The organism is Acinetobacter calcoaceticus ANC 3811, from assembly GCF_000399665.1.
In the GTDB taxonomy this organism is placed as follows: Bacteria; Pseudomonadota; Gammaproteobacteria; order Pseudomonadales; family Moraxellaceae; genus Acinetobacter; species Acinetobacter calcoaceticus_B.
In genome coordinates, this window is record NZ_KB976986.1 from 2,458,783 (window position 1) to 2,481,383 (window position 22,601).

19 protein-coding genes are annotated in these 22,601 nt (G+C 41.1%); 3 read left to right on the forward strand and 16 right to left on the reverse strand.

Annotated features, from left to right (window positions below):
* Positions 1 to 16: 16 nt before the first annotated feature.
* The 10 genes from hisS to F935_RS12840 form a co-directional block, all read right to left on the reverse strand.
* The gene (gene hisS, locus F935_RS12795; protein ID WP_016139296.1) at positions 17 to 1,309 is read right to left on the reverse strand and encodes a histidine--tRNA ligase; all 1,293 of its coding nucleotides are present in this window, start codon (positions 1,307 to 1,309) and stop codon (positions 17 to 19) included.
* Positions 1,306 to 2,421, reverse strand: a complete 1,116-nt coding sequence (gene ispG, locus F935_RS12800; protein ID WP_016139297.1) for a flavodoxin-dependent (E)-4-hydroxy-3-methylbut-2-enyl-diphosphate synthase — start codon at positions 2,419 to 2,421, stop codon at positions 1,306 to 1,308. Before ispG ends, hisS begins: the two co-directional genes overlap by 4 nt.
* 21 nt (positions 2,422 to 2,442) lie before the next feature.
* Positions 2,443 to 3,234 carry a helix-turn-helix domain-containing protein gene (locus tag F935_RS12805; protein ID WP_016139298.1) on the reverse strand — a complete coding sequence of 264 codons (792 nt, stop codon included), beginning with the start codon at positions 3,232 to 3,234 and terminating at the stop codon, positions 2,443 to 2,445.
* Complete coding sequence (gene pilW / locus F935_RS12810) at positions 3,225 to 4,022, reverse strand: type IV pilus biogenesis/stability protein PilW (RefSeq protein ID WP_016139299.1); 798 nt, start codon at positions 4,020 to 4,022, stop codon at positions 3,225 to 3,227. Before pilW ends, F935_RS12805 begins: the two co-directional genes overlap by 10 nt.
* Before the next feature lie 15 nt (positions 4,023 to 4,037).
* Complete coding sequence (gene rlmN / locus F935_RS12815; protein WP_016139300.1) at positions 4,038 to 5,273, reverse strand: dual-specificity RNA methyltransferase RlmN; 1,236 nt, start codon at positions 5,271 to 5,273, stop codon at positions 4,038 to 4,040.
* A 123-nt stretch (positions 5,274 to 5,396) separates the two neighbouring features.
* Complete coding sequence (ndk, locus tag F935_RS12820) at positions 5,397 to 5,828, reverse strand: nucleoside-diphosphate kinase (RefSeq protein WP_003654870.1); 432 nt, start codon at positions 5,826 to 5,828, stop codon at positions 5,397 to 5,399.
* Between the two features lie 113 nt (positions 5,829 to 5,941).
* Positions 5,942 to 6,142, reverse strand: a complete 201-nt coding sequence (gene iscX / locus F935_RS12825; protein ID WP_003654869.1) for a Fe-S cluster assembly protein IscX — start codon at positions 6,140 to 6,142, stop codon at positions 5,942 to 5,944.
* A 99-nt stretch (positions 6,143 to 6,241) separates the two neighbouring features.
* Positions 6,242 to 6,793 (reverse strand): phosphatase PAP2 family protein, encoded by a 552-nt coding sequence (locus tag F935_RS12830; RefSeq protein WP_016139301.1) that lies wholly within the window; start codon positions 6,791 to 6,793, stop codon positions 6,242 to 6,244.
* Positions 6,794 to 6,817: 24 nt separating this feature from the next.
* Positions 6,818 to 8,107, reverse strand: coding sequence for a glycosyltransferase family 4 protein (locus tag F935_RS12835; RefSeq protein WP_080645607.1), 1,290 nt, complete (start codon positions 8,105 to 8,107; stop codon positions 6,818 to 6,820).
* Positions 8,108 to 8,244: 137 nt separating this feature from the next.
* Positions 8,245 to 10,428, reverse strand: coding sequence for a carboxy terminal-processing peptidase (locus F935_RS12840; RefSeq protein ID WP_016139303.1), 2,184 nt, complete (start codon positions 10,426 to 10,428; stop codon positions 8,245 to 8,247).
* A gap of 192 nt (positions 10,429 to 10,620) precedes the next feature.
* On the opposite strand from F935_RS12840, the gene nagZ reads away from it, so the two are divergent.
* Both nagZ and F935_RS12850 read left to right on the forward strand, forming a co-directional pair.
* The gene (nagZ, locus tag F935_RS12845) at positions 10,621 to 11,640 is read left to right on the forward strand and encodes a beta-N-acetylhexosaminidase (protein WP_016139304.1); all 1,020 of its coding nucleotides are present in this window, start codon (positions 10,621 to 10,623) and stop codon (positions 11,638 to 11,640) included.
* 83 nt (positions 11,641 to 11,723) lie between these two features.
* Complete coding sequence (locus F935_RS12850) at positions 11,724 to 12,566, forward strand: class I SAM-dependent methyltransferase (RefSeq protein ID WP_016139305.1); 843 nt, start codon at positions 11,724 to 11,726, stop codon at positions 12,564 to 12,566.
* A gap of 55 nt (positions 12,567 to 12,621) precedes the next feature.
* Here the strand turns inward: F935_RS12850 and F935_RS12855 are convergent, their stop codons facing one another.
* The gene (locus tag F935_RS12855) at positions 12,622 to 13,935 is read right to left on the reverse strand and encodes an alpha/beta fold hydrolase (protein WP_016139306.1); all 1,314 of its coding nucleotides are present in this window, start codon (positions 13,933 to 13,935) and stop codon (positions 12,622 to 12,624) included.
* 299 nt (positions 13,936 to 14,234) lie between these two features.
* Here F935_RS12855 and F935_RS12860 point away from each other — a divergent pair, with 299 nt between their 5' ends.
* Positions 14,235 to 15,500 (forward strand): glutamate-5-semialdehyde dehydrogenase, encoded by a 1,266-nt coding sequence (locus F935_RS12860; RefSeq protein WP_016139307.1) that lies wholly within the window; start codon positions 14,235 to 14,237, stop codon positions 15,498 to 15,500.
* 115 nt (positions 15,501 to 15,615) lie between these two features.
* On the opposite strand, the gene F935_RS12865 is transcribed toward F935_RS12860, so the two are convergent.
* The 5 genes from F935_RS12865 to edd form a co-directional block, all read right to left on the reverse strand.
* Positions 15,616 to 17,244 carry an NADP-dependent glyceraldehyde-3-phosphate dehydrogenase gene (locus F935_RS12865; RefSeq protein WP_016139308.1) on the reverse strand — a complete coding sequence of 543 codons (1,629 nt, stop codon included), beginning with the start codon at positions 17,242 to 17,244 and terminating at the stop codon, positions 15,616 to 15,618.
* 158 nt (positions 17,245 to 17,402) lie between these two features.
* Positions 17,403 to 17,915 (reverse strand): gluconokinase, encoded by a 513-nt coding sequence (locus tag F935_RS12870; RefSeq protein WP_016139309.1) that lies wholly within the window; start codon positions 17,913 to 17,915, stop codon positions 17,403 to 17,405.
* A gap of 17 nt (positions 17,916 to 17,932) precedes the next feature.
* Positions 17,933 to 19,291 (reverse strand): GntP family permease, encoded by a 1,359-nt coding sequence (locus F935_RS12875; protein ID WP_016139310.1) that lies wholly within the window; start codon positions 19,289 to 19,291, stop codon positions 17,933 to 17,935.
* Positions 19,292 to 19,477: 186 nt separating this feature from the next.
* A complete protein-coding gene (gene eda / locus F935_RS12880; RefSeq protein ID WP_016139311.1) occupies positions 19,478 to 20,107 on the reverse strand; it encodes a bifunctional 4-hydroxy-2-oxoglutarate aldolase/2-dehydro-3-deoxy-phosphogluconate aldolase in 630 nt (209 codons plus the stop codon).
* Between the two features lie 20 nt (positions 20,108 to 20,127).
* Entirely contained in the window at positions 20,128 to 21,981 is a 1,854-nt protein-coding gene (gene edd / locus F935_RS12885) for a phosphogluconate dehydratase (RefSeq protein WP_016139312.1), read from the reverse strand.
* Positions 21,982 to 22,601 lie beyond the last annotated feature (620 nt).

Here is a 22,601-nt window from a genome sequence, read left to right on the forward strand (position 1 = left end):
TTCCAGATGTTTCAGTTTATTTTGTAAATTTTTGGATTAAAAATGGTACGAGGTCAGCAATTGCAACTTGTGACTGCTCAGCTGTTGCCAACTCTTTGATAGCAAGCTGCTGCGCTTCCCACTCTCGTTCCCCTAAAATCAAAGCAAAGATTGCTCCAGCCTGATCAGCTTTTTTCATCTGGCTTTTCATGCTGCCTTGCGAACCTGTTTTGATTCGAATACTGCTATTTGCAGCTTCTAACTGGTCACGTAATTGTTCTGCCAAAATCAAAGCGTTCGTTTGATAAGCAGGTTCTGCAACCAAAAAGACTTCACAATCACGAATGACTTCGGCCTGTTCAACCTGCTCAAGCAGAAGCAATAAACGCTCCATACCCATTGCAAAACCAACAGCTGGGACAGATTGATCTGGCTTACCTTTTAACTGACCAACTAAACCGTCGTAACGTCCACCAGCACATACAGTACCTTGTGAACCAAGTGCTGTAGTTGTCCATTCAAAAACAGTCTTGTTGTAATAGTCCAGACCGCGTACTAACTTCTGGTTAATTACAAACTGGATACCAGCAGCAGTCAAATAATCTTGTAACTGCTTAAAATGATCCAAACTATCTTCTTTTAAGAAATCGTGCAATTTCGGCGCATTTTCCAAAATTTTCTGGGTAGATTCAGTTTTAGAATCTAAAATACGTAACGGGTTTGTCGTTAAACGACGCTGAGAATCCTCATCCAACGCATCTTTATGTTCATTTAAGAACGCAACCAATGCATTGCGGTATTCAGCACGTTCATCTGCCTCACCTAAAGTATTCAACTCAAGTTGAACCTTATCAGCAACACCCATACGTTTCCATAAGCGTGCAGTCAACAAAATCAATTCGGCATCAATATCAGGTGTTGCTACGCCAAAAGTTTCCACACCAAACTGGTGAAACTGACGATAACGGCCTTTTTGTGGCTTTTCATAACGGAACATAGGTCCCATATACCACACACGCGGTGTAGCACCACGCAACAAATTATGTTCAAGCATAGCGCGAACACAACCAGCCGTACCTTCTGGACGTAAGGTTAACGACTCAGGTGGATTGCCTTTGTCAAAAAAGGTATACATTTCTTTTTCAACAATATCAGTGGCATCACCAATAGTACGTTTAAACAATCCCGTTTGTTCAATAATCGGCAAACGAATTTGTTGATAACCATAAGCATCCATTAAAGATGCTAAATATTTCTCGAGACGTCTCCACGCTACTGTTTGCGTTGGCAAGACGTCATTAAAACCTTTGATTGCGACTATTGAACTCATGATGAACTACGAATAATTTCTTTAGATTTAGCTTCTTCAAGCTCTTGGACACGTTGACGAACCATTGTTTCGATTTCATCAACCAATTGATCGGTATCGATTAAATGGCTTTTCTCACCATTACGATAAACCAATGAGCGAGGCGCGGCCCCAACAACCCCGATATCGGCTTCTTTTGCTTCACCCGGGCCATTTACCTTACAACCAATCACAGACACATCCATTGGAGTACGAATATCTTCTAAACGTTCTTCCAAAGCTTGCATCACTTGAATAACGTTAAATTCTTGGCGCGAACAACTCGGACAAGCAATAAAGTTAATTCCGTTAGAGCGAAGCCCCAATGATTTTAAGATATCAAAACCAATCTTGATTTCATCTTCTGGTTCGGCAGCAAGCGAAATACGCATCGTATCGCCAATACCTTCCATCAACAATCCGCCCAGGGCAATCGCTGATTTCACAGTACCAGTACGGTAAATACCCGCTTCAGTTACACCAAGATGTAATGGATTATCGATTTGTTTTGAAAGTAAACGGTAAGCATCCATCGTTAAAAACACATTAGATGCTTTTACACTGACTTTAAATTCATGGAAATTGAGTCGATCTAAAATATCAATATGGCGTAACGCTGACTCAAGCAGCGCCTCACCTGTAGGTTCGCCATATTTCTTTTGTAAATCTTTTTCTAGAGAACCGCCATTAACGCCAATACGTATTGAAATACCATGATGACGTGCAGCAGCAACGACTTCACGAACTTTCTGATCTGACCCGATATTCCCCGGATTAATACGTAAACAGTCTGCACCAAAATCTGCAACTGCTAGAGCAATTCTATGGTCAAAATGAATATCGGCAACTAATGGTACTGAAACGCGCTTACGAATGGCGCCAAATGCCTCAGCAGCTTCCATAGATGGGACCGAAACACGCATAATATCAGCACCTGCATCAACGCAACGCTCAATCTGAGCAACGGTTGCATCAACATCGCAAGTTTCAGTGTTTGTCATACTTTGCACACTAATAGGTGCATCGCCACCGACATACACCGACCCAACACGGATTTTACGTGTTGGTCGACGTTTAATTGGGTTCTCTATCATTGTATCGCTCAACTCATGGTATTAGCGGGATAAACGGAATTCAGCTTTACCGTTTACCGTATATGGAGACAATGAAATCTGTTCTTGGTTTAAACTTAATGACACAGCAGTTGCATCATCAAGACGAATCTGAAATGGAGACTCACCATTTAAGTTTAAAGTTGATGACTGACGACCTGTCGCCAAAACTTTACCTGTTGCATCAACAATATGAACAGAAGTTGGTCGGTTAAAGTTTAACACCAATTGATCACCCACTGTTGAGGTGGCATTTCCCTTCATAGGTAAAACTTCAACATTAGATTGATTTGCTTTAGGTAAATCAGCATCTTCTTTCTTGGAAGTCCATTTTTGAATACCCATGACAATCAATGACACAACAACAATAACCACGATTGCAAGAAGTGCGCGCTTCAACCATTTCTTATTACGGTCACTATTAGAACCAGGGAGTTTACCCATAATTTTAATCGGTGAATTATTTAAGGCATGGTTTGGTAAAAGCCCAGTATCATTTGCATAAATCTCATCGAAGCGCTGAATAATTGCCGTCGCATCTGTTTTTAGATATTTTGCATATGAACGGTAATAACCCTTGATAAAAGTCGCTTCTGGCAATGACTTGTAATCATCTTGCTCTAAAGCTGTTAGAGTTTTGACTGGCATGTTTAAATCTGAAGAAACTTGCCCTAACTCTTTATTCTGAGCCACTCGAATTTGACGTAAATACTCACCAGGACGTTGAATATTTCCTAAAGCAGAAGTCGGTAAGCTTGAGCCAGTTGGCTGCTGTGAATTAGGATTTATTTCCATACGGCCTCAGTACTATACTGTAATTGCAAATAACGTTGATATTCTGGACTTTCCGGGAACAAAGCACGTAACTGGTTTACTAAGACTTGCATTCCCATTTTATCCGCATTGGCTCGAGCCACTCTTACACCAATCCAAAGTGCTCTTGCACCCTGATTTTTCTGCCCCACTGTATGAACATATTGCTCATACATTTGTGTAGCAGCCGGAATCTGCTGCTGCAAATAAAAAATTTCCGCTAACTCTAACATTGAAATATAAGAGTCGCGGTTAGCAAGGAGTGATTGTTTGAATGTTTTTTCAGCATTCGCAACATCACCCAATTTTAAATAAATACGCCCCAGATTTTCTAATGCCTGATAGCGTTGGTCATAACCTAATGTTGTACCAGCAATGCGAAATTGCTCGATCGCATCATTATAGCGTTCCATTTGGTATAAATAAGTACCATAGTTATTATGTGCTTGAGCATTATCTGGTTCAGATGAAATTGCTCGTTTAAAATAATGTTCCGCTTTTTCTAAGTTAGGCTTACTACCTTCTTGCTGTAGTAAAATACCCATCATCATATTTGCCGTTGCGTCACGGCTATCTACACTTAAAGCTTGATCAAGAGCTCGCTTTGCCGAATCCAAGTCACCCGAACGGATATGTTCAGCAGCAAGTTGTGTACGTACTTTTACCGCTTTTTCTGGGTCTTTTTTTTGCAGATGCGTTGTCTGGCAACCACTTACCAAAAGTGCAACTGCAACCCCCATTAATACCGCTTTTAACTTTGGAGTACTCAAAGCCTGCCCTCAATTTTATCCTTGTGTACGCAAAATCTCTTGACGCTGTGTGACTTTTTTCTGCCACTGTTCAGCACGACGAGTTCTATCAGCCACTTGACCGACTAACTGTCCACATGCAGCATCAATATCATCACCACGTGTTTGACGAATCGTACACACAAATCCTGCATCAGACAAAGTTTTTTGGAACGAGATAATTCGATTTCGGCTTGAGCGACCATATGGTGCATGCGGGAACGGATTAAATGGAATTAAATTAATTTTACTTGGTAAGTTCTTTAACAATTTAATCATTTGCTGTGCATGTTCAGGATGATCATTCACACCCTCTAACATCACATATTCAATAGTCACATGTTTACGCGAACTTTCATTACCATCTTTGGCAATATAACGCTGACATGCAGCAATTAACTGAGCCAATGGATATTTCTTATTAATTGGCACTAATTCGTTACGTAATTCATCATTTGGCGCATGTAAAGAAATTGCTAAAGCAACATCAATGTCTTTTGCAAGTTGATCAATTTTAGGTACAACACCTGATGTTGACAAAGTTACACGGCGCTTAGACATGCCATAGGCGAAGTCATCAAGCATAATCCGCATTGAGCTTAATACAGCATCATAGTTGAGCAATGGCTCTCCCATACCCATCATCACGACATTAGTCACTGAACGCTCGCGCTCGGCAACGGGCACTTCTTCCATATAAGAATAGTTTGCCATCCAGAGTTGTCCAATGATTTCATCTGGTGTTAAATCACGTTGGAAACCTTGTTTGCCTGTTGAACAAAATGAACAGTCCAATGCACAACCGACTTGTGACGAAATACACAAAGTTTTGCGCAAGCCTGTTTTATCTTCAGCAGGAATCAATACAGTTTCAACTAAAGAACCTGCACCATCACCTACACGAAAAACCCACTTACGTGTACCGTCTTTTGAATAGTGACGGTGAACAACTTCAGGAGCCTTAACTTCACAAATCTGTTCAAGCTTCGCACGTAATTTGCCTGAAATATTGGTCATTTCAGCAAAATCAGTAATGAAGTATTGATGTATCCATTTCATGACCTGTCCGGCACGAAACTTTTTCTCGCCAATATCTTCAAAGAATTTTTCTAATTCAGGACGAGACATGCCGAGTAAATTCACTTTATTTTCGGCAGCAGGCATTGCCAGCGTGGACGAAGATTGCTGCTGTCCATCAAGATTTTCAGATGAAACGACCTCTGCAGAACTCATGTGTATTTACCTAAACCATGTCAAAAAACTGAAGATATTGTTCAAGAATCAAACAATATTCTCTTGAGAGAATAAAAAAACCAGATAAGTAGTATACCACTTATCTGGTTTGAATGCTTTCGATTAACGAGTGCGTGGGCAGATCTCGTTGTCAGCAAAGAAGTAAGCAATTTCACGCTCTGCAGAAGCAACTGAGTCAGAACCGTGAGCAGCATTTTCATCGATGCTTACAGCGAAGTCAGCACGGATAGTGCCAGGAGCAGCTTCTTTAGGGTTTGTAGCACCTAAGATTTCACGGTGTGCAAGAACTGCATTTTCGCCTTCAAGTACAGATACTACAACTGGACCAGAAGTCATGAATGCAACTAAGTCACCAAAGAAACCACGTTCTTTATGCTCAGCATAGAAACCTTCAGCATCAGCTTGAGAAAGGTGTTTCATTTTAGTCGCAACAATTTTTAAACCCGCTTTTTCAAAACGAGCAAAAATATCACCGATGTGGTTTTTAGACACTGCATCAGGTTTTACGATAGACAAAGTACGTTCAATAGCCATGAGTGGCTCCTTTATTTTAAGATTTAAACTTTAAAAAATTTGCCGCATTATACCGATGTCATAGGCAATAATCAGCTTTGAATGTGTAAAAGTTGCGATTATTTCTACTGTTTTTAGCGAACTTCGTCTATCCAGGCCATTTGAATCCCTTCTAGCAATCCTTCTGTCGATTTATTTGGGTCATCATTGAAGTCTGGTAAAGCACATACCCATGCATGTAAATCGGTAAAACGAATCCATTGCGGATCAACTTCTGGATGTGCTTCTGACAATTCAATGGCAATATCAATCGTATCTGTCCAACGCAAGCCCATAGCGGCTCCTATCTGTTTAATCTGCTAAATCAAGAACTGTGTACTTTAGCAAATCCACAAACCTAATCGATAGCTTAAGCTGATAAAAATTACCGATGCTTATAAAGCGATGTGCAAGAGCGGAGCCATAAAGATAATCATACTCGCGACTGCCGCACCGATGAGTGCACCGACAATCACATCACTTGGGTAATGAAGACCAAGCACCATTCGAGACAATGCTACAAGCACCATGAAAGGAAACATCGCCGCAAGCAAAGCGGGCTGGATATAACCCAACACAATTGTCACCATCACGGCATGAAGCGTGTGACCCGATGGAAAGCTGAAATGATCAAGTGGTCTTTCACCGAGCACAATCACCTGATGTACCTGATAAGGACGAGGTCGTGTGGTTTTGTGTTTTAAGAATTTATAAATTGCTGTACCAATAGAACCACCTAATAACAAGTAGATGATTTGCAGGCTATAGGTGATGCCTTGCATCCCCCACACGATTGCCAGCATTAGATACCAAAATGGACCGTCACCCACACGACTGATGATTTTGAAGAAAAGGGCAACACGCTGTGAGTGCGAGAAATTATTAAGATATAAACAGCCTCTTAAATCTAAATCGAGTATTTTTATTTTTGCATTCTTAAATTTCATGGTCATTCTCCTATTTTAGGATACTTAGGTGAAGTCCACCGAGGGCTCCTTCACTACCTGATAAAATGCCTGCTCCAATTGCTGAACCGGAAGTTGCCAACCGCTTTGCTGTACTTTCTGACAGGCTTGTACGCCCATTTCTCTAAGTTGTTGTAATGAAGGAAGCTGATAAATTTGTTGTATAAAGTGGCTTTTTTGTCCAAGTGGGCTTAACCAGCCATTCACACCATGGGTTAAATATTGATGTGCACATGCATAATCATACGCGATAACTGGCAAACCGCTTGCCATCGCCTCTAAAACTACGTTACCAAACGTTTCAACTTGACTCGCAAATACGAATACATCGGCACTCGCATAGGCAGCTGCCAAATCTTGACCTCTCAGACTTCCCGTAAAAATAACACCCTTCGCTTCAGACAATAACTTTAAACGAGCAAAATCTGGGCCATCTCCCACAATAACCAATTTAGTTTTATGTGGCTGGACAGTTTGTAAGTTGGCATAACTTTCAATGAGTACTTGCACTTCTTTTTCTGGCGACAAACGCCCTACATAGAGCATAACGCGAGTATTCTCGTCGGCATCCCATTGCTTTCGCAAATTTTCAGAGCGATGCTTTGGTGAAAATCTTGTTGTATCTACACCGCGTCCAACAACAACCAACGGACAAGTAATACCGAAACCGCGTAATGCTTCTTGTGTATCTTTACTTGGCACACAAGTCACTTGAGTATTGTTATGAAACCAGCACAGGTATTTTTGAATCGGTTTGACTAAAAAAGCCAAATCAAAGAATCGGCTAAAATCTTGAAACGGTGAATGAAAGCCGCTAGAAATTGGAATAGCTTTTGCCTTGGCAGCTTGCATGGCAGTTAAACCTAAAGGCCCTTCAGTCACAATGTGAACGACATCTGGCACAAACTTTTCAAAAGCTTTCGATACTTTTAAATATTGTGGCCAACCAAACTGCAAAGTCGGGTATTTCGGAATAGCCTGCGACATCACTAGACATTCTTGCTCTGGGGTAAAGTCATGGCATTTTGCTTTTTGTTCTGGGCGAATCAGTAAAATCTTATGCCCCAGTTTTTGCAAACCTTGGCATAGTTGTAATAATGAAAGTGCCACACCATTGATTTCGGGTGGCCAAGTTTCAGTAACAATCGCAATTTTTAAACGTGGGCGTACCAAATCATGCAATGAATGCGCATTTGATAACTGCTGCTTTTGTTTAAAAAAGAATTGGAAGCTTTCAGGAAGTTGCTGTTCTTTTAATAGTGCTGTCGCATATGAGCTTTGCATAGCGCCATCCATCAATGTATTTATTTTCATGCTTAAAGATTAAGCAATTTTTTTGACATTTTGATGATGAATGCATGACAGTTTACTGACATGAAAAATAAAAAAAGCACACTGATAACAGCATGCTTTTTCTTAAGACTTAGTAATACTTAGCGATTTTGTAATTTTGCATAATCCATAAGTACATTTGCAGCTTCAGTCACAAAAGTTTCTTCTTCTGGCAATGCAGGACGTTGTGATGCTTTCATTTTAGCGCGAGATTCAGCTAGAGCATCTAATGAAGCTTGATAGCTTTCCCAATTTGCAAAAGGCTTTTGACCACTTGCTGCACGGCGTTCATTTTCTGCATCTAAAGTCTGTTTCTCTAGACCAAGTAATTCTGCACGGCGTTTATCAATATCAAGTACCACTTGTTTCTGGTCACTCGTAACCTTGGCAATCGCAGTACGTTTATCTAGATATTTAAACTGAGCATCATTGCTAACACGTTGTTCAGAGAACTGAGACAACTTTGTAACATACGGTTGAACAGAACCTTCACGTTTAAATGGTGCAGTAGGAATTGTGTCCCACTTCAATGCATTCTTCGATTTACGTTCACCAAACTCTTCGTTATAGATATCGACGAGTTTAATGTCTGGCACTACACCTTTATTTTGTGTACTACCACCCGTAATACGGTAGAACTTACGCTGAGTTAGAGTCGCTTGACCATATGCCAGAGTGTCAAGTTGTACCTGAGCTGTACCCTTACCAGTCGTTGTGCTACCAATAATAATACCGCGCTCATAGTCTTGGATTGCAGCAGAGTAAATCTCACTTGCAGATGCAGATGCCAAGTTCACCATTACAGCGAGTGGACCTGTGTAAACTTGCTGACCACCATCGTTGTCTTCAAAAACACTTACGTTGCCATTGCCATCACGAATTTGAACTACTGGACCAGACTTAATCACTTGACCGAGCATACGTGCAACTTCTTCTAATGAACCACCTGGGTCATTACGTAAGTCAATAATAATGCCTTCCACTTTCTTCGCTTTTAACGCTTCAAAAGCATTTGCAGTATCTTCAGAAACTGAACGGTATTGTTGGCCTGCACGACGTGAACGATAATCAAAATAGAATGATGGAATTTCAATCACACCTAACAGATGCTTTTTACCATCGCGGTTAACTTCAACTGTACGTGAACGCACACCAGCATCTTCTTCTTGAATCACATCACGTACTAAGGTCACATTACGTGCTTGACTCATTGATGCGCCAGCACCAAGAAGTTTTAACGTGACTTTGGTTCCGCGCTTACCACGAATAAGTCCAACAATTTCAGAACTTGTCCAACCAACCACATCAATCATTTTCTCGCCTTCTTGGGCGACTCCAACGATTCGATCGCCTGATTTCACTTGGCCAGACTTACTTGCAGGACCACCTTCTACAATGGTTTCAATCTTGGTGTAATCTTCATTACCACGCTCTGGACGAATCGACACACCAATACCTTCTAGTTGCAAGGTCGTTTGGCGATTCAATTCGATCGCATCAATTGGCGGGTAATAGTTACTGTGTGGATCATAGGTCGCCAACATGGCATTTAATGTTTTGTCCAACACATCATCGCTTTTCACACGACTAATTCTTTCAAGCTGACGCGTATAACGTTTAGTTAAGGTCTGAGCTGGTGTTAAATCTTCTGGGCCAGTTAAGTCTTGACCATCAGCAAGTGAAGGATTTTCTTTAAGCGCTTTTTGTTTCGCTTGCTCTTCTTCACGACTAATCGTTAAGTTGATTAACTGCGAAACCAACATTTTGCGCCAATGATTTTGTTGATCAGCCGCAGTTTTGAAATACGGTGCTTTTTCACGATCAACTTCAATATAGCTGTTTGGCTGTTTTAAATTTTGCTGCTGTTTCAACTCAGTCAACATGAACTCATAAAATTGTTTTAAGCGTTCACGATATTGCTGATGAATTGCAAACGGTCCAGTTAAATTCCCCGCTTTTAATGAAGCACCAAAATTTGAACCATATAGTTTTTTATAATTTTGAACTTCAGCGTCTAAAAATAGTGAGTGATCCGGATCAAGACTATCTAAATACATATCGAGAATACGATTTGATGTCGTCGCATCCAGACGCATATTCAAATAATGTTGGCGATCAACTAAAGTTGCCAGTTGGCGAGCCACCAAAGCCTGTTCTTGCGTTGGCTGGATCGATTGAGAAACTACAGCAGTATTCGTTGCTGCTCTCGCTTCATTCATCGTATGAGAGAAGAATAAACCGCCAGTCGCGATCGCTACTGCACAAGCTATAGTTTGAAGTTTCATAAATTTTTAATACTTCCTTGGGTATTCCTATCTTACACGCTCTGTTTTCGATATGAACTAAGCAGATTCAAAATCTTAACCAACTAAATTGTTTATACCGTGTAGTTTTATCATATTCTGTACTGACAAAATGTAGCAAAACATTGCAAAATTCGCTTATTGTTTTTCAATCAAAATTCAAATGGAACCAATATGATTGGCGCATTGATGCTGGACATCGCCGGCACAGAACTTACTCAAGAAGATATTGAACTATTACGCGCTCCGCAAGTCGGTGGCATGATTTTATTTGCACGAAATATCGAATCTCCACAACAAGTCCGTGCGTTAACGGACCATATGCGTCAAATTCGTCCAGATATTTTAATTGCTGTCGACCAAGAAGGTGGCCGAGTTCAGCGCCTAAGATCAGGTTTTACCTTATTACCGGCCATGGGTCGTTTCGGTGAACTCTATATTACCCAACCTCAAAAAGCACTTGAACTGGCTGAACAGTGTGGCTGGCTCATGGCAACTGAAGTCCTTGCTGTCGGTATCGATTTTAGTTTTGCACCCGTTTTAGACCTCAATGCAATTAGTGATGTGATTGGTGATCGTGGCTTCTCTAAAAATATTGAAGACATCGCACCACTTGCTGGCGCGTTTATGCAAGGTATGAAAAAAGCTGGAATGGCAAACACGGGCAAACACTTCCCGGGTCACGGTTCAGTAAAAGCAGACTCTCATGTCGCAGCTGCAATCGATAGCCGCAGTTATGACGAAATTTATAACCATGATATGCAAAGCTTCATTAAGCTCATGCCACAGCTTGATGCGCTCATGCCTGCACATGTAATTTATGATCAGATCGATCCAAATCCAGCAGGCTTCTCACCTTTCTGGATTCAAGAAGTTCTACGCAACCGTTTGAAGTTTGATGGTGTGCTTTTCTCTGACGATTTAACTATGCAAGCCGCGTGTGTAGCAGGTGGTGCAGATGCACGTATTCAAGCAGCTCTAGCGGCAGGTTGTGATATGGGACTTGTGTGTAACGACCGAAGTGCAGCGTGTACAGCACTCGAAGGTATTGCGAACTTAGAACTACCAAATCAAGAACGCCTTGAACGCATGCGTGGTCAAATTCCACAAATTCAGATTGGTGAAACCTTATCGCTTGGCGAACACTGGCAAGCTGTCAAAACAGCCATTGAAGAGTTTAAGAATTCGATTTAAATTCCAAGTAAGACTACATTTGACTGATGATTAAAAAATTGTCAGTCAAACCACACAAAAACAATAAATCGAGCTCAGGACGAATGACACAACAACTTTCAAAACACCGCCACATCTCTTTTACAGCCCATTATACAGGCTATATCTGGTATCAAATGGGGATCTCTCATGAAGCACTTGCTACAACCAAAGGCAAATCACTAGCGTATTTGGTTCATCCGATAGAATCGTGGGCAGAGAAATATGTGGGCGGTAGCATGCGCACTACGCTCAAACAACGCCACACCATGCTTGATCACCATTTAGAACAACTCATTCAAGAAAGTCCTGATTTACAAGTTCTAGAAATAGCATGTGGTTTATCTCCACGTGGCTGGTGGTTTAGACAGCATTACCCTTCGATTACCTATCGGGAGCTTGATTTACCCGATATGGCGCAAACTAAACAAAATGCATTACAACAAATTGAAAAAAATGCGCCTGAAATTTTATCGGTTGATTTATTTACAGAAGCTTTTGCACAAGCATTTGAAGTGTTTGACCCCAATCGCCCATTGGTTGTAATCAGTGAAGGTTTAGTTAATTACTTTGATAAAGATTTATTAAAACAGCTGATTCAATCGATTGCTCACTATGGCGCTTCTTTTAAAAATTTTCATTATTTAACAGATCTGTACCCTGAACCAGTTAAAAACAAACTTGCCAGTATTATCTGGAACAGCAGTAAATTATTGAAATTAATGTCTCGAAGCTCGTTTAGTTTTCACTTTAAAAACCCCAAAGAAGTTGAAGACTTTTTTAAAGATACAGAGTTTGATCAAGTTAGCGTGGAACAACCACAAATTTTCTTTGGACAAGCTTCTAAAGATCGTCATGAGCAACATTTAGGTGATTTAGTCTGGACTATTCACGCGCAAATAAAATGACAAATATAAAAAATGGAAGCTCGAAATAAACGAGCTTCCATCTATAAAAATATTATTAAGCTGCTTGTTTTTGACGAGCAATGAAACGGCTTAAACGATCAGCAAGCTCAAAGCTACCATGTTTAAATAAAGCTCGAATACCCTGCTCTGTACTCTCAAAAATTAAGCATTCAATTGCAAAAGTACCTTCTTCATCTTCTAAATGCAATGCTAAGTCACGTGGATGGTCACTTACAAAATCAAGCTGCGAAACATCATCCATTTTTAAATACATGCCGAAGAAAGTGACATCAACAATCTGCACAGATACCTGTACATCAGACTCTCGATGAGTAAGTTGAGTTTTTGGCTGCAAAACCCGAACTCGCTCTTCACCACGGCGTTCCATGTTTTGCATTTGTTCACGTGTCATGGGAATAATGCCATCCAGATTTTGGATAGATTCCCCTTTCAAAAATGAAGTGAACAAACTCATGGTTTCTTTGCGGCGCTGCAATTGAGGTACATGATCTGCGTTTGCAATAAGTGCAAATTCCATGTCAGGGCATTGCAAAGCAAAGTTCGCATTTTCATGAGGCAGAGTAAAGCTATCATACTGCCCTGCTGCAACCAGCGTTTTACACTCTGGAATAGGTACATCAGTTAAACGCAAAAGACGATTACAGTTAATTTCATAACGTTCTCGCTCTGTGCCCGTAAACTCAGCCATTTGCCTAAAAAATAATTTTTTAGCTGTTGGTGACATGCGGGTTTTATCTAATTTTGCATGGTTAACTAAATATAGAATTACAGCTTGTCCAAACTCTTCCATGCGGTTTTCTTGCATGAGCTTAAGCGACTCTTCCAGAATCATTCGCCAACTTTTTCGGGTCTTTTGCATAACGCCCATCAAAATCATGCGATCCATTAATTCTGGACGATGATAAGCGAAGCAAGATGCGATTACTGATCCTAAAGACATTCCCATCACAGAAACTTTTTGTAGTCCAACAATATCTAACCAGCGTCCCAACATTTTAGACAAATCAGGTAGCTCTAAAATACCCGCAGATACTCCGGTGTCCCGATTAGTAATTTGCTGATTTGCGCCCATAGAAGGTAAATCAATTAAAATGACCGGACCACTTTCAAATAATTGTTCAACACAATATTTATAAGAATTAAAATTCTGGAAAGCACCGCCCACAATCACAATTGGCGTATTGTGAATCGTTTTTGGATCGGCAATCGCCATATATTCAATTTTCCAGCCGTCAATCCATGTTGTCCGAGCAGGTTGTTTAAAACTATCTCTATGGTAGATATCGAAAAAGCCAAAACCGGCATAAGCTTGGTTGATCTCCGAATCCATTTGAATAATGGAATTCATATCCTTGCTTCCTCCTTGCTGTAATTTTTTTATGCTGCAAGAGTTCCTTCTTGAACACGTAACCTTTTATGCACAAAACTTTAAAATTTGTATTAGTTTGTATTGCACAATAACATTCTAAACAATTGTGTGAAATATACGCAATCGCTCAAATGACCGCTCATCTTGTTTAAGTCGCTAATAGTTTGCAAAATATTTAAATGTTTTTTTATGGCGGTCACATTTTTCAAAAAAAGCCATTCATTGTTCCGCATTTGACTGCTACTATCTTAGTCATTGGTAAATGATTAAAAAATGCTATGCACGATTCAATTGAACAATATATGCAAACAGTTGGGCAACAAGCACGTCAGGCCTCTCGTGTCCTTACAAGTGCTTCTACCTCACTAAAAAACCATGCACTCTCTGCTATTTATACTGCTTTAGAAAATAATCAGGCAGCAATTTTGGCAGCGAATCAAATCGACATGGATAAAGGTCGTAGCAATCAGCTCGACAGCGCATTGCTTGATCGTCTTGAACTGACACCCGCACGTTTTAAAGGAATGTTGCAAGGTCTTAAAGATGTGATCGCACTTGTCGATCCAATTGGGGAAATTACTGATCTTGCATATCGCCCCACAGGCATTCAAATTGGAAAAATGCGTGTACCTCTAGGTGTTGTTGGTATGATTTACGAATCACGTCCAAACGTAACTCTTGAAGCTGCATCTTTAGCGATTAAATCGGGCAACGCCATTATTTTACGTGGTGGTTCCGAAGCACTTGAGTCAAATAAAGCAATTGCTGAAGCGATTAAGCATGGCTTAAAAGTTGCTGGCCTACCTGAACATTCAGTGCAAGTGATTAACACTTCTGACCGTGCGGCTGTTGGTCATCTCATTACCATGACTGAATATGTAGATGTGATTGTTCCTCGTGGCGGCAAAAGCTTAATTGAACGTGTAACCAATGAAGCTCGCATTCCAGTCATTAAGCATCTTGATGGTAACTGCCATGTATTTGTTGAAGCACAGGCAGACTTGCAAAAAGCCTTACCGATTACTTTAAATGCCAAAACACATCGTTATGGCGTTTGTAATGCGATGGAAACTCTGCTTGTTGATGAAAAAATTGCAGATGTTTTCTTACCACGTATTGCTGAACTGTATGCTGAAAAACAAGTTGAACTCCGTGGCTGTCCAGAAACACGCCGTATTTTGGGTGCATCGGTAAAACCTGCTACAGAAGAAGATTGGTATACCGAATATTTAGGGCCAATTCTTGCTGTTAAAGTAGTTAGTGGTATTGATGAAGCAATTGACCATATCAACAAATATGGTTCACATCACACCGATGCAATTGTGACTGAAAACTACACCTTGGCTCGTCAGTTCTTGGCTCGCGTAGATTCAAGCTCAGTCGTGATTAATGCCTCAACTCGTTTTGCTGATGGTTTTGAATATGGCTTAGGCGCAGAGATTGGTATTTCTACCGATAAAATCCATGCCCGCGGTCCTGTTGGCTTAGAAGGCTTAACTTCTCAAAAATGGATTGTGTTAGGTGACGGGCAAATTCGCCAATAACTGATTTAACACTTCAAAAAAACGCCTGATCAATATCAGGCGTTTTTTATTATTCAAGTTATAAGTAATTATAAAAAAACCAGCCCGTAGGCTGGTTTTTTTATTCATATATTTATTAGAAAATAAAGTCGGTATTTACAAATTTAGAATAGTGCTCAGACACCATAGAGGCCAACATGCCTTTGCTATCATCGGTCTGTTTAGCAGCGATCATAGAACGGATAGAGAATGCACGTAACGCATCATGCACAGATAGTGTGCCCTCTGCAGAATCTTTACGACCACCAAATGGGAATACATCAGGACCGCGCTGGCACTGACAGTTGATGTTTACACGACAAACTTGATGTACAAGTGTATCGACTAAATGACCAATTTGCTCAGGGTTGCTACCAAAAATACTCACCTGCTGACCGTGATCAGAAGTCGTAACATATTCCAGCACAGTTTCAATGTCATCATAAACAGAGACTGGCACCACTGGACCAAACTGTTCTTCGCGATACAGTCTCATGCCCTCTGTCACCGGATAAACTACGGCTGGATAGAACATGGTTTTGCAGAATTCACCACCTTCCGGATTAACGACTTTAGCTCCTTTAGCCACGGCATCTTCAATGACTTCAATCATATAGGTCGTACGGTGCATACCTGGCAATGGAGTAATAAATACACCTTTTTCCCATGGCATACCCACTTTTAGTTTAGCCAGTTCAGCTGTTAAACGCTTAACAAATTCGTCGGCGATTGACCGATGCACCATCAGCATTTTGAGCGCAGTACAACGCTGTCCATTAAACGACAATGCTCCCAACAGGCACTCTTTCACAGTCAAATCCAAATTAGCATCTGGCAGAATAATGGCTGCATTCTTCGCATCCAGTCCCAAAATTGCACGCAGACGGTGAGACTTAGGATGTTGTTTTTTCAAGTGATCGGCCACTTTGCTAGAACCAATCAATGCCAATACATTGATTTTTCCAGAGGCCAACAGATGTGGTACCACCAATGAACCTGGTGCATAAATGGTATTGATCACACCTTTCGGGAATGAATCACGGAATGCTTTCAGTAGTGGTTCAAACAATAAGGTACCAAATTGAGGCGGTTTAAAGATAATCGTGTTGCCCATCAGCATAGCTGGAATCAAGGTAGCAAAGGTTTCATTCAGTGGATAATTGTATGGTCCCATACACAGCACTACGCCCAATGGAGTACGACGGATTTGACCAATGGTACCTTCAGCAATCACAAAGCGGGAGTTGGCATTATCCAGATCTTTCAGGGCATCAATAGTTTGACGCATATAGGTGATAGTACGGTCGAACTCTTTCTCGGAATCCGCCAAACTCTTACCAATTTCCCACATGATCAGTTTAACAATGAGGTCACGCTGTTCCACCATACGCTGAATGAAATTCTGCATACAGATGATGCGCTCACCAACTTTCATCATTGGCCATTTACCACGACCATTATTGTAGGCACGTACTGCCGCTTCTAGCGCTTCGTCACTTTCTTTCTCACCCATGACTGGATAACTGCCAAGTTCAACTTGCTGCAAGCTACCGTCAGGCTGCTGAATCCAGATTGGGGATAATGTCTTCTTGGTTGAACCAGCCCATAACTTTAACTCGCCATCTACTAATGAAATACGCTGATGAATCTGGGATGGCAAACGTACGCCGTCAGGAATACCGTCTACTATAGGAAATTTCTGCTGCAAATTATTTGAATAACTCATTCTTCTTATCTCCGGTTATTTATAATTTATGTATTTATATATTTGAAGCTAGCCCGTTGTGATCGGGCTTTTTTTCTGTAAATACCAGTACCATTACTAGTATTCACTTTTTTAATTTATAAGCCATCAAGACTTTGTATGTTTGTTTCTAACTTAAGTTAACCGCGACACACACTGTCAGTTACCCCTAATTTCTGCATGACTTGCGCAACAATCTGTTCAGGCGTCAAAGCAATATCAATCGTAATTGCCTCATGAAGATCTGGTTCTTCTAATGTATCAAGCTGGGTTTGTAGCAATGATGGATCAAAGAAATGGCCAGATCTTGCTGCAAGTCTTTGTTGCAATAACTCATACGAGCCTTTGAGGTAGACGAACTTAACATTCTGGTCTTGCCCTCTCAAAATATCGCGGTACATGCGCTTTAAAGATGAGCATGTAAATACAGCTGTTTCACCATCTCTTTGTTTGGTTTCAATGACCTGACGAATCGCCTGTAACCATGGCAGACGATCATCATCAGTTAAAGGAATCCCTTGGCTCATCTTACTTTTATTTGCAGCCGAATGAAGCGTATCACCGTCGAGAAACTCACAAGCCAAACGCTCTGATAACAACTCACCAATCAGGGTTTTACCTGTTCCACAGACACCCATTGCAATCACAATCATGGATTACTCACCTTTAATTATAAAATAGTGCTAAGCAGTAGCGTGAAAGATAAACCCAACACTGAAATGATCGTTTCCAATACCGACCAAGTCTTGAGCGTCTGCCCCACGGTCATACCAAAATATTCTTTGATTAACCAAAATCCCGCATCATTTACATGTGAGAAAACCAATGAACCTGAGCCTGTGGCAAGCACTAAAAGTTCCGGCCTAACTGCAACACCAGCCGTGGCTGCAATTGGAGCCACAATGCTACAAGCAGTAGCCATAGCAACCGTTGCAGAACCTGTTGCCAAACGAATCAGTGCTGCAACAAACCAACCTAACAATAACGGCGACAAATTTGCCTTTAAAGCTGTAGAGACGATTTCATTAGAAATACCACTGTCACGTAAAATGCCACCAAAACCACCACCAGCACCAACAATCAACATGATTCCGGCAATAGAAGCTAAACATCCGCCACAGAATTTTTCAATTTGCTCACGGTTAAAGCCCTGCATCGTACCAAAGGTAATAAAGCTGACCAGCACAGCAATAAGTAATGCAATATCAGAAGTACCAATAAAACGTAGTAAATCGTTTGCGAAAGTTTTCGGGGCAAAGAAAAGATCAGCCCAACTTCCGATCAACATCAACACTACTGGCAACATAATCGTAAATAAGGTTATTCCAAAGCTTGGTAGCTCACGAGTTTCTTTTGTATCCGCCTCAACAAACTGCTTAAACAATGGATTGTTTTCAGGCAATTTGACATATTTATTGATCCATAGCGCATACAATGGCCCTGCCACAATCGCAGTTGGTATGCCCACCAACAAGCTGTAAGCAATCGTTTTACCAATATCAGCGTGATAGGCCTGTACCGCCAACAAGGCTGCTGGATGTGGTGGAATTAAACCATGCACCACAGACAAACCTGCCACCATCGGCAAACCCACTATCAGTAAGGATTTACCTGTGCGTTTAGCAATGTTGAATGCGATTGGAATAAGTAGAACGAAACCAACTTCGAAAAATACGGGAAGACCAACAATAAGGGCAATAAACATCATGGCCCAGTGAATATTTTTCTCACCAAACCATTTAATTAAGGTAATTGCTATTCGCTCAGCACCACCCGACTCGGCCATCATTTTGCCGAGCATTGTTCCCAGTGCGATGACAATCGCAAGGTGGCCCAAGGTTTTACCAGTACCAGCTTCATATGACTTAACAATATCGCCCATTGGCATGCCAACAGCTAAAGCTAAACCGAGTGAAACAATAATAAGAACAAGAAATGGATAAATTCTGAACTTCGCGATCATGACAACCAATGCAATAATCGCGATTACAGTGTAGATAAGCAACATGCCACCCTGAACGGTCTCCATGTGATACTTCTCCTTGGAATAATGCTATTTAGGCACACTGCCCAAACAAAGGTCTTCAACCACAGTAATTCCTACTGTTAAGACACTAAATTTTTATATTTAGGTGTGACCAGCACAAACTGGCCACCTCAATACAGCCTTAAAGCACATAGAATGTGCTTCATTTTTTATAAATATTGACTACATTTACAGTGCTCTCAACTGACTCGCAATTTGCGCTAAGCGAGTAATTTCAGCCCAGTCTTGTGCAGCTACAGCAGCTTTAGGCGTCAACCACGAGCCACCTACACACACTACGTTTGGTTGCTTTAAGAAATCTGGCGCTGACTCTGCCGTAATTCCGCCTGTCGGGCAAAAACGTAAGTTTGGAAATGGACCATAAAATGCTTTTAGCATTTCAACCCCACCTGCTTGTTGAGCTGGAAAGAACTTCACAATCTCATAACCTAACTCAATCGCCTGAATCACGTCACTTGGTGTCATCACACCCGGTAATAAAGGTAAACCAGCATCTTGTGCAGCCAAATGCAGATCTTTAGTTAAACCCGGGGACACACCAAATTGAGCACCTGCTTTTTTGGCTTGAGCACAATGTTCTGGCTTGGTAATCGTACCTACACCCACCACAATGTCATCCGCCAATTGGCTAGCACGCTCAATAGCAGCAAGACCCGCAGCGGTACGCAACGTAATTTCAAGGACTTTTACACCGCCAGCATGTAAAGCACGTGATACATCTTCACCTTGTTCGGCAGAATCGAATGCCAACACGGGAATGACTGGGCCTAATTTGACGATATCTTCAATTTTAATCATTATTTTTCAGTTCCTTTGACTCAAATCTGCTCTGGTGAAGTTTCACCAACTAATGCACCAAATACAGATGCTCCATGTTCAGCTGGCGCAGCAGCAGCACGGAAAACACCAAATAATTCACGGCCAAAACCGACTTCGTTTTCTGCCTGATGTTCTGGCTGTGCAACAGGACGCGACTGCCAAGTCTGTTCATCTATTTCAACATCGAGTACGCCTGCCTCAGCATCAATAATCAACATATCGCCTGTTTGCACTTTAGCAATCGGCCCATTTAATAAGGCCTCAGGAGATAAATGAATCACCGCAGGAACTTTGCCTGAAGCACCAGACATACGCCCATCAGTGACTAAAGCAACGTGGAAACCTTGGTCTTGTAAAACACCTAACACAGGAGTTAAACGATGCAATTCAGGCATACCGTTAGCACGCGCACCTTGGAAACGAACAACTGCAATAAAATCTCGATGTAACTCACCACGATCAAACGCTGCTTGTACTGCTTCTTGAGAATCAAACACGATTGCCGGAGCTTTAACTTTACGGTGCTCTGGCGCAACAGCAGAAATCTTGATAACACCACGGCCAAGACGACCTTGCATTAAACGCAAGCCGCCATCTGGTTGAAACGGCTCGTCAATGCTACGTAGAACCTTGTCATCAAGGCTTTGAACCACACCATCAACCCAAGTGAGCTTGCCATCAATCAGTTTTGGTTCTTTGGTGTAATGCTGCAAACCTTTACCAGCCACTGTCGTTACATCGTTATGCAACAAGCCAGCTTCAAGTAAGTTACGAATAAGGAAAGCAACCCCACCCGCAGCTTGGAAATGGTTTACATCGGCCTTACCATTTGGATAGATTTTTGCGAGCAATGGAACAACAGCCGATAACTCATCGAAGTCATCCCAGTCAATCAAGACACCAGCGGCACGAGCAATCGCAATCAAATGCAAAGTATGGTTGGTTGAACCACCTGTAGCGAGTAATGCCACAATGCCGTTTATAATTGCTTTTTCATCAACCACATGACCAATCGGCGTGTAGTTTCCGCGCTCAACTGTTAAATCAAGTACACGAATCGCAGCTTCTGCGGTAAGCGCATCACGTAATGGTGTGTGAGGATGAACAAATGCAGCGCTTGGCAAATGCAAACCCATCACTTCCATCAGCATCTGATTACTGTTGGCTGTACCGTAAAAAGTACAAGTCCCTTGTCCGTGATAAGCAGCTGACTCAGCTTCTAGCAAAGCATCTCGGCCAACTTGGCCCGTTGCAAATTGCTGGCGAATTTTGGCTTTCTCATCATTAGATAAGCCACTACTCATTGGGCCAGCTGGCACAAAAATAGTCGGCAAATAGCCGAACTGCAAAGCACCAATCAACAAACCTGGTACAATCTTGTCGCAAACACCCAAACATAAAGCTGCATCAAACATGTTATGAGACAATGCAATCGCCGTGCTCATTGCAATCGTTTCACGAGAGAACAATGACAGTTCCATGCCAGCATTACCTTGGGTAATACCGTCACACATTGCAGGTACACCACCAGCAAACTGTGCTACTCCCCCATTTTCACGAGCGGCTGTTTTAATTAAATCTGGAAATGTTTTATAGGGTGCATGAGCCGACAGCATTTCGTTATATGACGACACAATGCCAATATTTGGTTCACGGCCTACTTTAATAATTAATTTTTCATTATCTTCCATGCCGGCAAAACCATGAGCCAGATTGGCACATGAAAGTGCTCCACGAGCCGGAAATTTGCCTTGTGCATGTTCAATACGTTGTAAATATGCAGAACGAGTTTTTTGACTACGTGCGATTACACGCTCAGTCACTTTTGCCAATATTGGATTCGGCAAGTCCATGCTGGACGCTCCTGTACAACCGGATAAGCCGGAAAATAAAAATAGACCAAATGATATATTTTTTATGATCATTTGAAAAAGGATGAACAATATTATTCAGGCAAAAAGAGACATGCAACCCCAGCCAATTCTGCTGTAATGACCTCAGCACAAGCTTTAAAGGCATAGCAAGTCTATGTTTGAGACAAAAGATTTATTTAATATTTAGGTGTATTTACAGTTAAGCCAACCCTTAAAAAATACGGTAAAATTATTGTAAATCAATATAATAAAATAGATTTACCACTATAGATGCGATGGGCTTTTCACTCTAATTTTTAGTTCTAATAACCCTATGTTTTATTCTTTTTAATTTCCACTAATACCGTTAAATCTTAATTTCAATTACGTATATTATTTGTAATATATGCTTAAAATTTAATTTAACGAAGTTGTTCACCCTTTTAATAAACGATCGGCTTTTGGCATTTAAAATGCATATTTGGTTCAGGTTCTATTTTTCATAAATGTATACAAAAAAACCGTTTCTATCTTCATAAAAAAACAAGGAATACAGTGGTTAAGCTTTATACTGGACAAATATTAGTGACAAATAATTTGATGGTCGATAGTGCTTAAGT